Source organism: Microbacterium sp. F2E, from assembly GCF_020905435.1.
Taxonomy (GTDB): Bacteria; Actinomycetota; Actinomycetes; order Actinomycetales; family Microbacteriaceae; genus Microbacterium; species Microbacterium lacticum.
Map to the genome: position 1 here is coordinate 49,157 of NZ_JAJJIB010000010.1, position 13,372 is coordinate 62,528.

Genomic DNA, 13,372 nt, shown 5'->3' on the forward strand with positions numbered 1-13,372 from the left:
GTTGGGGTTCGGGGTTTGGGGTTCGGGGTGCGGGGTTCGGGGTTCGCGCCGGGTCAGCTGGAGACGGGCCCGAGCCAGGCGGCCGCGACGGTGGCGTGCGCCGACTCGGGGTCGGAGGGGTGGAACATGCCGGCCAGCACGTCGCGGTAGAGACGGCTGAGCTCGTTGCGGGTGAAGTAGCTCGATCCGCCCGCGACGAGCATCGCCTCGTCGACGATCTGCTTCGCGGCGACGACCGCACGGTGCTTGAGCCCCGACAGCTTCGCGAACCACAGCGCGCCGTGGTCGGCCCGCTGGTCGACGTCGGTCGCGAGCGAGGAGATCTGGGGGAGGAGCCCGTCGTACGCGAGGGCCATCTCCGCGATGCGCCAGCGGATGTCGGGGTCATCCGCGTAGGCGAGGCCGGTCTTCTTCGAGGTGCGCTTCTTCGCGGTGAGCACCGCGAGGTCGAGCGCCCGTCGCGCGATGCCGGTGTACACGGATGCCAGGAGCACCTCGAACACGCTGAAGATGCCGAACACGATCGGGTCGGGGTTCGGCCCCGGGGCGACGCGGCGGACCACGCGGTCGGCGGGAGCCACGGCCCCGTGCAGCTCGGTCGTGCGCGACTGCGTGCCGCGCATGCCGACGGTGTCCCAGTCGTCGCGCGTCGTGACGGCATCGGTCCGCGGGACGAAGGCGTAGACCATCTGCGGGCCGTCCGGCGAGGTGATGTCGAGTCCGTGGAGGCCGAGCTGGGTCCACACCGGGCCGAGCGAAGTGAAGATCTTCGTACCGGTGAACGCGTAGGAGCCGTCGGGCTGGGGCTCGGCGACGGCGTCGCTGCCGAAGAGCACGAGGTCGTTGCCCGCCTCGCTGATGCCGAACGCGAACACCTCGCCGGCCGCCGCGCCCTCCTGCACGAACTCCAGCCCCGAAATGCCGCGGTCGCTGAACACCTTCGCGACCCCCGTCCAGACGAGGTGCATGTTGATCGCGAGCGCCGTCGCCGGCGCCGCCGTGGCGAGTCGCTGCTGCAGAATGGATGCCTCGGCGAGCCCGAGGCCCGCGCCGCCGAGCGCCTTCGGCACGAGGATCGCGAGATACCCGGCATCCGTCAACTCGGCGAGGTCCTCGTCGGGGAAGCGGTTCTCGGCGTCGACGGCAGCGGCGCGGGAGCGGATGCGCTCCAACAGCTCGTCGGACAGATACGCGGCGGGGTCGAAATCGGTCACCCCTCTATCCTGGCCCCGCCGCGCCGGCCCGGCGCGGCCGGCGCGGCCACCGCGGTCGGCGCGGCCCTGGCACCGCCCGCGGGCGGGCAGGATGGACGCATGATCTCGACCGACCTCGCCGCGGCGCTGCGCGACGCCGGGCTCGCGTGGCATCCGGCCTCGGGCGACCGGTTCCAGCTCGACGAGCCCGAGTTCGACGCCGACGTGTTCACGGTGAGCGAGATGACGATCGAGCCGCGCCGCTACCCGACCGGCACGATCCTCGCGTTCAACGGCACGACGGAGTGGGCGCTCGACTCGGTCGCGCTCGACGACGCGCTGTGGCTGCCGCGCGAGGACCAGCTGCGCGAGCTGCTGCGCGGGGCGTTCCGCTCACTCGTGCGCCTCGCCGACACGTACCGCGTCGAGATCGTGTTCGCGGGGGAGGCGGCGGCGTTCGAGCATCCGCAGCCCGAGGATGCCTACGCGCTCGCGCTCCTCCACGTGCTCCGCCGCATCGCCTGAACCTCGCGTCGGCGCCACGCAGCGCGCTCAGCCGAGCGCGGCGGCGAGGTGACGCATCGTGTCGTCGGGCTTGTCGCGATGCGGCGAGTGGCCGGCGCCGGTGACGACCGACATCGTGACGACGGGGTTCCGCGACACCTCCTCCGCGAGGGCGCCCTTGAAGATGGAGTACACCTTCGGGTCGCTCGCGATGATGTGCGTCGGCACGGTCAGCCGCGCCGCGGCGGCGCGGACGTCCCACGGGGTGTTCTGGGCGCTCGTCTGCTCGACCGCCCAGCGGCTCGCCTGCGCGGCGGAGAGCGCCTTCAGCTCGATGTCGTTCGGATGCCACGTGGGGTGCTCCGCCCGCACCGCCGCCTCCGACGGATCGGCGAACGCGCGCTCCTGACTCGTGCGGACGACCTGGCGGTCGTGGTCGGCGAGGTGGATGGCCGGGTCGACGAGCACGAGGCGCCGCGTCCACGCGGGCGTCGCCGCGCTCGCGCTGGTGGCCGCCGCGCCGCCGAGCGAGTGGCCCACGACGAGATCCCACGGCTCGCCGTCGGGAGCCGCCGTGTGCACGAGGTCGGCGGCGTACGCGGCGATCGAGTAGTCGACCGCCCGCGGGGCCGTGCCGTGGCCGCGCAGGTCGACGGCGGTGGCGTGCCACCCGGCATCCGCCAGCGCGACGCCGTAGAGCCACATCAGCGCGCCGTTCGAGCCGAGGCCGTGGACGAGCAGCGCGTGTGTGGTGGCGTGCGGGTCGCCCCACGACAGACGGGGGAGGGTGAGAGGTGCCGGCATGCGGTCAGGATATCGACACGCTCAGGTGATGACCGGCACCGGCTCGGTGTCGGGGATCGGGCTCGCGTCGCGGCCGCGCAGGTCGGGGAAGCCGCGCACGAACGCCGTCGCGACGAGCGCGCCGAGGATCGCGAACGCGGCCGCCGCGGCGTAGGCGCCGGCGGGACCGACGCCGTCGATGAGGAAGCCGGCGACGGCCGAGCCGAGGGCGGCGCCGATCAGCTGACCCGTGCCGATCCATCCGTACGCCTCGGCGGTCTCGCTGAACTTCACGGATGCCGAGGTCATCGCGAACATCACGGCGAGGGCGGGCGCGACACCGGCGCCCGCGACGAGCAGGCAGGCGCTCACCCACCACGGAGTGGCGGGCGTGATGTCGCTGACGAAGAACGAGGCGGCGACGAGCCCGACCGCGACGACGGTGAGGCGGCGTGCCATCGCCCACGGACCCATCGGGATGTGGCCGAACGCGAGCCCGCCGATGAGGCTGCCGACGGAGAAGACCGCGAGCACGAGGCCCGCCTCGAGGCCGCTGTGGCCGAACGTCGCGACGACGGCCGCCTCGACGGCCGAGGCGCCGCCGATGAGGAGGAAGCCGATGACGGTCGCGAGCAGCACGACGGGCTTGCCGAGCACGCGGCCGAACCCGCGGCGGCTGCGCGGGATGCGCACGCGGCCGAGTTCGGGGGAGAGGATGAACCACGTGCCGCCGCCGACGAGGAACACGACGATGAGCAGGAGCGCCGGTACCGTGCCCACCTGCGTCGCGACGAGCGTGATGACGACGGGCGCGAGGATCCAGATGATCTCCTGCAGGCTCGCGTCGAGGGAGAACAGCGGCGTGAGCTGACGGGAGTTGACGATCTTCGGGTAGATCGTGCGGACCGCCGACTGCACCGGCGGGGTGGACAGGCCCGCGATGAGCCCGAAGATCATGTATCCGACGATGTTCAGGGGGGCGAGGGCGAGCACGACGATCGCTGCGGCGCACACGGCCGTGGTGATCGTGAGCACGCGGCGCATGCCCCAGATGCCCATCCAGCGGCTCGTGACGGGGCCGGCGGTGGCCTGGCCGATCGAGGCTGCGGCGAGCACGAGGCCCGCCGCGCCGTAGGAGCCGGTCTGCTGCTCGACGTGGAGGAGGATCGCGAGGCTCGTCATCCCGTTGGGAAAGCGCGCCGTTAGCTGTGCGGCGATGATGCGCGCGACCCCTCGGGTGCGCAGGAGTTCCCGATATCCCGCCACCCCACAACGGTATCAATCGCGGAGGTGCGCCCGGCACGGGCATCCACCGGGCAAGTGCGACACGCCCGCGACACGCCGAGGCGGTGTTTCCACAACCGATCCGATGTCGGAGGCCCTCCTTAGCGTCGGATCTGTGGACGGATGCCGGTGACGCGAGCGAAAGGCGCGTGATTCAGGCCTTTTCCGGGCGTCGAAGCGGCGGCCGATCTGTGGATGAAACGGTGGACAAGATGTGTTGTACCTGGGGAGAGCGGTGAAAAACTACACGGATGTAACTACTACCCCTTGTGGTGCTTCCGAGTGTCCGTACCCATATGTAGTATTGGACTCCCGGCGAAGGACCGCCGGAGTACTGGGCGAGATGTGAGGGGAGATAAGGATCGATATGGCGATCACGGTTTACACGAAGCCGTCGTGCGTGCAGTGCAACGCGACGTACCGGGCACTGGACTCGAAGGGCATCGACTATGAGGTCCTCGACCTCTCGGAAGACCCCGCAGCGCTCGAGCACGTGAAGTCGCTCGGCTACCTGCAGGCGCCGGTCGTCGTCACCGACGAGGACCACTGGTCGGGCTTCCGTCCCGACAAGATCGACGAACTCGCTTCGCGACTGGCGTGATCTGAGATGAGCGCGGTCGCCACGAGCGCGCCGCTGCTCGTCTACTTCTCCAGCGTGTCGGGAAACACGGCACGCTTCATCGAGAAACTGGGGCTGCCCGCGCGGCGCATCCCCCTACTGCCGACCGACCCCGAGATCGAGGTGGACGAGCCGTTCGTGCTCGTCACCCCGACCTACGGGGGCGGTCAGGGCAGAGGCGTCGAGAAGGGCGCCGTTCCGAAACAGGTGATCCGTTTTCTCAACGACGAGAAGAACCGGTCGCTCATCCGCGGGGTGATCTCCGCGGGCAACACCAATTTCGGCGAGCACTACTGCGTCGCCGGCGACATCATCAGCCGCAAGTGCACCGTGCCGCACTTGTATCGGCTAGAACTTTTCGGCACGCCTGAGGACGTCGCCCGTGTGAGCGACGGATTGGAACGATGGTGGACACAGCAGTGACCGAGGCGACCTTCAAGACCGATGCGCGATTCGAGGGGCTCGACTACCACGCCCTGAACGCGATGCTCAACCTGTACGGTGCGGACGGCAAGATCCAGTTCGACGCTGATCAGCGTGCCGCGCGGGAGTACTTCCTGCAGCACGTCAACCAGAACACCGTCTTCTTCCACTCGCTCAAGGAGCGCCTGGACTACCTCGTCGAGAAGGAGTACTACGAGGGCGCGGTGCTGGAGAAGTACCCGTTCGAGTTCATCCAGCGCCTCAACGACCGCGCGTACGCGGCGAAGTTCCGTTTCGAGACGTTCCTCGGCGCGTTCAAGTACTACACGAGCTACACGCTGAAGACGTTCGACGGCAAGCGCTACCTCGAGCGCTTCGAAGACCGCGTCGTCATGACCGCGCTGGGTCTCGCCGACGGCGACCAGCGCCTCGCCGAGCAGCTCGTCGACGAGATCATCTCCGGCCGCTTCCAGCCCGCCACCCCGACCTTCCTCAACACGGGCAAGGCGCAGCGCGGCGAGCTCGTCAGCTGCTTCCTGCTGCGGATCGAAGACAACATGGAGTCGATCGCCCGTGGCATCAACTCCGCGCTGCAGCTCTCCAAGCGCGGCGGCGGCGTCGCTCTGCTGCTGTCGAACATCCGCGAGGCCGGCGCGCCGATCAAGCAAATCGAGAACCAGTCGTCGGGCATCATCCCCGTCATGAAGCTGCTCGAAGACAGCTTCAGCTACGCCAACCAGCTGGGCGCCCGGCAGGGTGCCGGCGCGGTGTACCTGTCGGCGCACCACCCCGACATCCTGCGCTTCCTCGACACGAAGCGGGAGAACGCCGACGAGAAGATCCGCATCAAGACGCTCTCGCTCGGTGTCGTCATCCCCGACATCACCTTCGAGCTCGCCAAGAACGGCGAGGACATGTACCTCTTCTCGCCGTACGACGTCGAGAAGGTCTACGGTGTGCCGTTCGGCGACATCTCGGTCACCGAGAAGTACCGCGAGATGGTCGACGACTCGCGCATCAAGAAGACCAAGATCGGGGCGCGCGAGTTCTTCCAGACCCTCGCCGAGATCCAGTTCGAGTCGGGCTACCCGTACATCATGTTCGAGGACACGGTGAACAAGGCCAACCCGATCAAGGGCCGCATCAACATGTCGAACCTCTGCAGCGAGATCCTGCAGGTGAACACGCCGACGACGTACAACGAAGACCTCTCGTACGCCGAGATCGGCAAGGACATCTCCTGCAACCTCGGGTCGATGAACATCGCGCTGGCGATGGACGGCAAAGACCTCGCCGGCACCGTCGAGACCTCGATCCGCGCGCTCACCGCGGTCAGCGACCAGAGCCACATCCGCTCCGTCCGCTCGATCGAAGACGGCAACGACCGTTCGCATGCGATCGGCCTGGGCCAGATGAACCTCCACGGCTACCTCGCGCGCGAGCACGTGTACTACGGGTCGGACGAGGGCCTCGACTTCACGAACATCTACTTCTACACGGTGCTCTTCCACGCGCTGCGCGCGTCGAACCAGATCGCGATCGAGCGCGGCACCGCGTTCGACGGCTTCGCGGACTCGACGTACGCGTCGGGAGAGTTCTTCGACAAGTACACGGATGCCGTGTGGGAGCCCGAGACCGCGAAGGTGACCGAGCTGTTCACCGGCATCCACATCCCCACGCAGGATGACTGGCGCGAGCTCAAGGCATCCGTCCAGCAGCACGGCATCTACAACCAGAACCTGCAGGCGGTGCCGCCGACCGGCTCGATCTCGTACATCAACAACTCGACGTCGTCGATCCACCCGATCGCGTCGAAGATCGAGATCCGCAAGGAAGGCAAGATCGGTCGCGTCTACTACCCGGCGCCGTTCATGACGAACGACAACCTGGAGTACTACCAGGACGCGTACGAGATCGGTTACGAGAAGGTCATCGACACGTACGCCGCGGCGACGCAGCACGTCGACCAGGGCCTGTCGCTGACGCTGTTCTTCAAGGACACCGCCACCACGCGCGACATCAACAAGGCGCAGATCTACGCGTGGCGCAAGGGCATCAAGACGATCTACTACATCCGCCTGCGGCAGATGGCGCTCGAGGGCACCGACATGACCGAGTGCGTCTCGTGCATGCTGTGATCTGCCGGACCAGAACGACGAGGAACAACCCATGACCCCTCCCGAGCCGCTCAAGCTCATCGACCACGTGCAGGCCATCAACTGGAACCGCATCCAGGACGAGAAGGACCTCGAGGTGTGGAACCGCCTCGTGAACAACTTCTGGCTGCCCGAGAAAGTGCCGCTGTCCAACGACGTGCAGTCGTGGGCGACGCTCACCCCCGAGGAGCAGACGGCGACCATGCGCGTGTTCACGGGGCTCACGCTCCTCGACACGATCCAGGGCACCGTCGGCGCCGTGTCGTTGATCCCCGACGCGATCACGCCGCACGAGGAGGCGGTGTACACGAACATCGCGTTCATGGAGTCGGTGCACGCGAAGAGCTACTCGTCGATCTTCTCGACGCTGTGCTCGACGCCCGAGATCGACGACGCGTTCCGCTGGTCGGTGGAGAACGAGAACCTTCAGAAGAAGGCGCGGATCGTCATGGACTACTACCGCGGCGACGAGCCCCTGAAGCGCAAGGTCGCCTCGACGCTGCTCGAGTCGTTCCTCTTCTACTCGGGGTTCTATCTGCCGCTGTACTGGTCGTCGAAGGCGAAGCTGACGAACACGGCCGACATCATCCGCCTCATCATCCGCGACGAGGCCGTGCACGGCTACTACATCGGCTACAAGTTCCAGAAGGGGCTCGAGAAGCTCTCGCAGGCCGAGCGCGACGAGCTGAAGGACTACACGTTCTCGCTGCTCCACGAGCTCTACGACAACGAGGTGCAGTACACGCAGGACCTCTACGACGGCATCGGCCTCACCGAGGACGTCAAGAAGTTCCTGCACTACAACGCGAACAAGGCGCTGATGAACCTCGGCTACGAGCCGATGTTCCCCGCGCAGGTGACGAACGTGAACCCGGCGATCCTGTCGGCGCTCTCGCCCAACGCCGACGAGAACCACGACTTCTTCTCGGGGTCGGGCTCGTCGTACGTCATCGGCAAGGCCGTCGCCACCGAAGACGACGACTGGGATTTCTAGAACCTGCGGAATCACGCGGAAATCTCCACCGAAAGAGGCCCCCGACGAGCAGCTCACACGAGCGCTCGCCGGGGGCCTCCTTGTCGTCGTGACTACATTCTGACCATATCTGCTACGCGATCGCCGCGACGGACGCGTGGCCGAGCATCCACTGCACGGCAGCGCCGATGGAGTCGTCGCCGACAGCGGCCGCGCGCCTTGCCGACGACCTCGCCACGATCCAAACGGGGCTCGCCGAAAGGCGCCGCCGGCGGGTGTCCGCCCGGCCGTCCCGTGTGCCGGTCGGATAGTCTGCCCGTCGGAAAGGGTGAGTGGATGCCGGAGCGAACGAACGAGGTGACGCCCGAGCGCGTCCTGGCCGGCGTGCAGGCGCAGCTCAAGCGGTCGAGATCGTTCGCCGACACCATCGATCCGGTGGGGGCGCTGAAGACATACGGACGCCTGCACGATCTGCTGCGACCGCGCCTCGCATCGTTCCGCGTCGAGGCGGGACTGCCCGCCTGGCCGCGCGCCTTCGCGAGCACACGCGCGAAGATCGCCACGCGCACCTATCTTCACCGGAGCGCGTCGGACCGCGTCTTCACCTACTGGGACAAGCCGCTCGAGACCGCGCCGCCGCTCGTGCAGGCGTGCATCGCGCAGATGCGCACGGTCTACCCGGCGCTCCGCGTGCTCGACCGCACGTCGGTGCGGGACGTCGTCGAGATCCCGGAGCGCATCGCCGAGCTTCTCGAAATCGACCGGCCCGCGCACTTCTCCGACTACATCCGCACGAAGATCCTCGAGGAGCGCGGCGGCATCTGGGTCGACGCGACGGCCTGGATCGGCCGCAACCTCGACGACGACCTCGAGCGGGAGTACCTGCGCGCCGGGACGATCTTCCCGCGGTGGACGCGGCGCTCGATCGCCAACTGGTTCATCGCGTCTTACCCGCATACGCCGCTGCTGTCCCTGCAGCGCATGACCCTCGACGCGTGGTGGGAAGAGAACGACGACCTCCCCGACTACTTCCTCTACCACCGCATCTTCGAGGTGCTGCAGCGGCTCGTGCCCGAGGTGCGCGGACAGTGGGATGCCGCCCCGACGCTCTCGGCAGCCGGAGCGCACCGGCTGCAGCTCGAGATGATGCAGCCGTGGCGGCCCGACACGCTCACCACGATCGCGCAGAGCGCGCCGCTGCAGAAGCTCAGCTACAAGTACGACGAGGTGCCCGCGGGATCCGTGCTCGAGCACCTCACGCGCGACTACGCGACGGATGCCGCGGAGCCGGCCTGAGCCAGCGAACGCGAGAGACCGATGCTTCAGATAGACTGAAGGTGTGTTCCGAACCCCGCAGTCCCTCTTCCGCACGCTCGCGATCGCCGAGGCCGTCTCCTGGACCCTGCTGATCGCCGGGCTCATCATCCGCGCCGTGACCGGCTGGGCGCCGGCGGTGACGATCGGCGGTGGCATCCACGGCTTCGTCTTCCTCTCCTACGGCGCGACTGTGGTGCTCGTCGCCCTCAACAATCGCTGGAGCGCCGGGCCGACGATCCTCGCCCTGGTGAGTGCCATCGTGCCGTACGCCACCGTTCCCGCCGAGATCGTGCTGCAGCGGCGAGGACTACTGGCCGGGTCATGGCGGCTCGCCGCCGATCACACCTCGACCGACGCGCGCTGGTACGACCGTCCGCTCGCCTGGCTGCTCGCCCGACCCGCCCTGCTGTTCGGCGGCATCGCCGTCGCCGTCGTGGTGCTCTACACGGTGCTGCTGATCGTCGGGCCTCCCGGCGGGTCCCCGGCGCAGGCCTGATCCACCGCAGCTCTGATCCCGCCTTCGTCTCCGCGGCCCGCGCATCGCGGTCAGCCGTACGGGACGAGCTGCTGCAGCGCCCAGCGGTTGCCGTCGGGGTCGCGGAACGACACGAACCGGCCCCAGTCGAGCTCCTCGACGCCCTCCGCGTCGACCCCGACCGCGCGCAGCTGCGCGAGCGCCGCATCCGCGTCGGCGACGACCACCTGGATCACGTCGAGCGTGCCCGGCGGCACGTCGGAGCCGAGACCCTCGCCGATGGCGATCGAGCATGCCGAGCCAGGCGGCGTCAGCTGCACGAAACGCACGTCCTGCGATAGGGACGGGCCTCCGACACCGGCGCGCCCTCGATAGCATGTGCCTATGAGTCAGGACGCTCCGCGCTTCAGCCCCGTCATCGCGCTGCTCGCGGTCTCGGCGATGTGGGAGGGCCAGCTCGCGGCGATCCTGAAGGACCTCGGCATCACGACACGCAAGTTCGGGCTGCTCGGACACATCTACGCCGAGCCGGGCATCTCGTTCTCCGAGCTCGCCCGTCGCTCGCACATCACCGTGCAGTCGGCGCACACCGCGGTGCGCACGCTCGTCGACGAGGGGCTGGTCGAGGATGCCACCGCGCACGCCGGCGCGGCGAGCGACCTGCACGTCACACCGAAGGGTGCCGAGGTGCTGCAGACTGCCCGCAACCGGCTGTTCGAGCTCGACGGCGCGCTCGCCCAGCGCCTGCCGAACGTCGCCGCCTCGCTCGACGGCATCCGCGCCGGGATCGTCTGACCCGGTGTCGACTCTCCGCACCGTCTCCCGCTGGGCGCTCGCCGCGCTGCTGGTCGCCGCGGGCGTCGGCCACCTCACCACGCTCCGCCGAGGTTTCCGGATCGTCGTCCCCGACTGGGCGACGCGGCTGCTGCGCACCGATAAGGACACGATCGTCGTCGTCTCGGGGGTCGTCGAGATCGCCCTCGGCGCGGCGCTCGTTGCTCTGCCGAAGGAACGTTCGCGCGTCGGAGCGGCGGTGGCGGCGTTCTTCGTGGCCGTCTTCCCCGGTAACGTCCACCAGTGGCAGACGGGCCGGTCGGCGCCCGGCCTCGACACCGACGGACGGCGGCTCGCGCGGCTGTTCCTGCAGCCCGTCCTCGTCGCGTGGGCGCTGTGGGCGACGCGCGGCGGGGGTCAGCGCCGCGTCGACACCGTGACGGTGAAGCGCGGGTCGCGGGCCACCTGACGGGTCGGTCCGACGAGGCGCTCGAGCGCGCCGCGGTAGGCGAGCGGCGAGTTCCACACGCACCACAGCTCGCCGCCCGGGCGCAGCACGCGCGCGGCATCGGCGAACAGGAGCGGCGCGATGCGGTCGGTGACCGCCGCGCCGGAGTGGAACGGCGGGTTGAGCGTGATGACGGATGCCGAGGCATCCGCTCGCTCACGGAGCGCGTCGTCCCGCACCACCTCCGCGCGCCCCTCGACCCCGTTCGCCGCCATCGTCGCGCGGGCGGAGGCGACCGCGACCGCCGACTGGTCGGACGAGCGCACCCGGGCGTCGAGGTTCTGCGTCGCGAGCCACGCGCCGATGACGCCGTTGCCGCACGCGAGATCGAGCCAGGGGTCGCTTTCGCCGCCGCCTGGCACGTCGGTGGGGAGGTGCGCGAGCAGCAGCCGCGTGCCGGCATCGAGCCGCACGCCGCCGAACGTGCCCCCGTACGCGCGCAGCTCGAGCCCGTCCACGTGGGCCGAGGCGGGCATCGGATCGGCTCCGTCGTGCGGATCTCGGGCGATCAGCACGCGCGACTTCTGTCGCGCATGCGTCACGTCGACGCGGGCGAAGAACTCGCCGAGCACGGCGTTCATCGCGACGCTCATGTGCTTGATGCGCCCACCGGCATACACGACGACGTCGGGCGCCGCGTGTGCGGCGATCAGCCCCGCCACGTCGCGCAGCGCCTCGAGGGATCGCGGCAGGCGCAGCAGCACGACGCGCGCCCCGCGCACCGCGTCGGGATCGAGATCGGGGTGCACCGTGAGCCGGTCGTCGAGACCGAGACGCGCCGCGTTCGCGACGATCGCCCGCTCGCCGGCGAGTGCGTCCTGATGCACGCGGAGGCCCCGAGCGCCTTCCCACGCCGCGCCGAGCGCGAGGGCACCGTACGCGTCGCCGATGACCGTGATCGCCCCGTCGCCCGCGGGCTCGCGCGCCTCTCGTGATTCGTCGAGGATCAGCCGATCGGCGGCATCGGATGCCACGAGCCCCGGCCCCTCGACGTCGGGGGCGCGGCGGAGCGAGTCGAACGGAAAGCTCACCGGCGAGCGACCAGGTCCTCGTCGGTCCAGGCCGACTCGGCATAGCGCAGCCGCGCATCGGCCGGCACGCACTCGTCGCCGATGCGGATGCCGGCGGCGATCCTGCCCTCCGCCCGCAGCTCGTGGAGCGAGGCGACCGCGCGGCGGCGCAGCTCCCACGGGTCGATCGTGTTGACGTGGATCTTCGTGCCGCCCTCGAAACCGGCGGGGTTCGAGATGCGCCACTTCACCACGACGCGCCACGGCATGGGCCACGGCGCCCCCGGCGGACGGTAGTGCCACTCCTCGTTCGTCGGCACGAGCGGACCCGTCGCGGCGTGCAGAGCGTGCAGCAGGTCGGAGACGGCGCGCACCCCGGCATCCGAGTGCTCCTGCGGCAGGTTCGCCTCCGACGTCGAGTAGACCTCGAACGCGGGGTAGCGGTGTCCGACGCCCGCGAAGGCGACCGCGCCGTCGGTCGCGGCGACGAGGAGGCGCTCGGCGACGGCGAGGTCGGCGATCTCGCGCTGGTAGAGGTCACGGTCGTGGGAGAGGAGGCGCAGCTCGTGATCGACCTGCGGACCGTGCTCGTCGATCGCGACGAGCTGCTTGTGCAGGTGCTCGAACGATGCGCCGGCGGGCCGCAGCCAGTTCTGGAACACGGCGACGTAGGCGGCGTTCGGCTGCGCAGCCTGGATCTCCGCGAGCGAGCGCACGGTAAAAGCGGTGTACGCGGCGTGCTCGTCGGGGGTCAGGGTTCCCGCCGAGGCGAGGTCGTCGTCGGTCGCCGCGCCGTCGACGAGGTGACGGCGGGCGACGATGACGTCGTGCGAGCCGCCGAGGAGGTCGAGCGCGGCCTCTTCGACGGAGACTTCGACGCCCGCCGCCGCCGCACGGATCGCGGCGAGCGACTCGATATGCGCGCGGCCTGCCGGGCTCGACAGGTAGTCCTGCGCCCACTGCACGACCGCGGACGGCTGGCGGAACCCGTGGTTCTCGCGCCAGTACTCGGCCGACACGATCTCGAAGAGATTTCCGAAGCGACGGAACTCGGCGACGGTGTCGAACAGCTCGGCGGCGGGGGTGTGACGGTGCTCCGCGAAGTCGGGGCCGACGAGGCGGGTCTTCTCCGGCGTGGTCTCGAGGTAACGCGTCGCGCAGAAGGCGCACAGGCCGTCGGCCTCGCCCGCGGCAACGGGGCGCGGCTCGCCGCGCGGGGCGGAGATCGGCCGGTTCGCGCGGCCGGGCACGGTCCACACGCGCGTGCCGGTGAGGGGTCCGATCTGTTTGACCGTGCCATCGGGGAGTCGCCGGATGGGGGATGCTGCCGCGCCGCTCACCTGACCAGCCTAT

At 69.4% G+C, this 13,372-nt stretch carries 14 protein-coding genes and 1 pseudogene; 9 read left to right on the forward strand and 6 right to left on the reverse strand.

From position 1 onward, the window contains the following. Positions 1-53: 53 nt before the first annotated feature. Positions 54-1,214, reverse strand: coding sequence for an acyl-CoA dehydrogenase family protein (locus LOK55_RS09240; RefSeq protein ID WP_229935149.1), 1,161 nt, complete (start codon positions 1,212-1,214; stop codon positions 54-56). A gap of 99 nt (positions 1,215-1,313) precedes the next feature. On the opposite strand from LOK55_RS09240, the gene LOK55_RS09245 reads away from it, so the two are divergent. Then, positions 1,314-1,718 (forward strand): pilus assembly protein CpaE, encoded by a 405-nt coding sequence (locus LOK55_RS09245; RefSeq protein ID WP_141380297.1) that lies wholly within the window; start codon positions 1,314-1,316, stop codon positions 1,716-1,718. A gap of 27 nt (positions 1,719-1,745) precedes the next feature. On the opposite strand, the gene LOK55_RS09250 is transcribed toward LOK55_RS09245, so the two are convergent. Further along, positions 1,746-2,501, reverse strand: a complete 756-nt coding sequence (locus LOK55_RS09250) for an alpha/beta fold hydrolase (RefSeq protein ID WP_229935150.1) — start codon at positions 2,499-2,501, stop codon at positions 1,746-1,748. A 21-nt stretch (positions 2,502-2,522) separates the two neighbouring features. Next, positions 2,523-3,746, reverse strand: coding sequence for an MFS transporter (locus LOK55_RS09255; RefSeq protein WP_229935151.1), 1,224 nt, complete (start codon positions 3,744-3,746; stop codon positions 2,523-2,525). A 385-nt stretch (positions 3,747-4,131) separates the two neighbouring features. Between LOK55_RS09255 and nrdH the strand changes: the two genes are divergently transcribed. From nrdH to LOK55_RS09285, 6 genes are all read left to right on the forward strand, one after another. After that, positions 4,132-4,365, forward strand: a complete 234-nt coding sequence (gene nrdH, locus LOK55_RS09260; protein ID WP_005052310.1) for a glutaredoxin-like protein NrdH — start codon at positions 4,132-4,134, stop codon at positions 4,363-4,365. Positions 4,366-4,371: 6 nt separating this feature from the next. Then, positions 4,372-4,806 carry a class Ib ribonucleoside-diphosphate reductase assembly flavoprotein NrdI gene (nrdI, locus tag LOK55_RS09265; protein WP_141380294.1) on the forward strand — a complete coding sequence of 145 codons (435 nt, stop codon included), beginning with the start codon at positions 4,372-4,374 and terminating at the stop codon, positions 4,804-4,806. Beyond that, the gene (gene nrdE / locus LOK55_RS09270) at positions 4,788-6,944 is read left to right on the forward strand and encodes a class 1b ribonucleoside-diphosphate reductase subunit alpha (RefSeq protein WP_229935152.1); all 2,157 of its coding nucleotides are present in this window, start codon (positions 4,788-4,790) and stop codon (positions 6,942-6,944) included. The genes nrdI and nrdE overlap by 19 nt, the downstream gene beginning before the upstream one ends. Positions 6,945-6,975: 31 nt before the next feature. Further along, the gene (gene nrdF / locus LOK55_RS09275) at positions 6,976-7,956 is read left to right on the forward strand and encodes a class 1b ribonucleoside-diphosphate reductase subunit beta (protein WP_229935153.1); all 981 of its coding nucleotides are present in this window, start codon (positions 6,976-6,978) and stop codon (positions 7,954-7,956) included. A gap of 315 nt (positions 7,957-8,271) precedes the next feature. Next, complete coding sequence (locus LOK55_RS09280; protein WP_229935154.1) at positions 8,272-9,231, forward strand: capsular polysaccharide synthesis protein; 960 nt, start codon at positions 8,272-8,274, stop codon at positions 9,229-9,231. Positions 9,232-9,274: 43 nt separating this feature from the next. Beyond that, positions 9,275-9,748 carry a DUF3817 domain-containing protein gene (locus LOK55_RS09285; RefSeq protein ID WP_229935155.1) on the forward strand — a complete coding sequence of 158 codons (474 nt, stop codon included), beginning with the start codon at positions 9,275-9,277 and terminating at the stop codon, positions 9,746-9,748. Between the two features lie 50 nt (positions 9,749-9,798). Here LOK55_RS09285 and LOK55_RS09290 read toward each other — a convergent pair. Then, positions 9,799-10,056: pseudogene (locus LOK55_RS09290) on the reverse strand (VOC family protein); the annotation flags it as partial. Between the two features lie 55 nt (positions 10,057-10,111). On the opposite strand from LOK55_RS09290, the gene LOK55_RS09295 reads away from it, so the two are divergent. Both LOK55_RS09295 and LOK55_RS09300 read left to right on the forward strand, forming a co-directional pair. Continuing rightward, positions 10,112-10,522 (forward strand): MarR family winged helix-turn-helix transcriptional regulator, encoded by a 411-nt coding sequence (locus tag LOK55_RS09295; RefSeq protein ID WP_141380288.1) that lies wholly within the window; start codon positions 10,112-10,114, stop codon positions 10,520-10,522. Between the two features lie 4 nt (positions 10,523-10,526). Continuing rightward, positions 10,527-10,970: a hypothetical protein gene (locus LOK55_RS09300; RefSeq protein WP_229935156.1), complete on the forward strand. Its 444-nt coding sequence runs from the start codon at positions 10,527-10,529 to the stop codon at positions 10,968-10,970. Here the strand turns inward: LOK55_RS09300 and LOK55_RS09305 are convergent. Together LOK55_RS09305 and LOK55_RS09310 are read right to left on the reverse strand one after the other, a co-directional pair. Then, a complete protein-coding gene (locus tag LOK55_RS09305) occupies positions 10,919-12,040 on the reverse strand; it encodes a class I SAM-dependent methyltransferase (protein WP_229935157.1) in 1,122 nt (373 codons plus the stop codon). The two genes, LOK55_RS09300 and LOK55_RS09305, sit on opposite strands and share 52 nt — an antisense overlap. After that, on the reverse strand, positions 12,037-13,359 hold the full coding sequence (locus LOK55_RS09310) for a DUF4921 family protein (protein ID WP_229935158.1): 1,323 nt from the start codon (positions 13,357-13,359) through the stop codon (positions 12,037-12,039). The genes LOK55_RS09305 and LOK55_RS09310 overlap by 4 nt, the downstream gene beginning before the upstream one ends. Between the last annotated feature and the right edge of the window lie 13 nt (positions 13,360-13,372).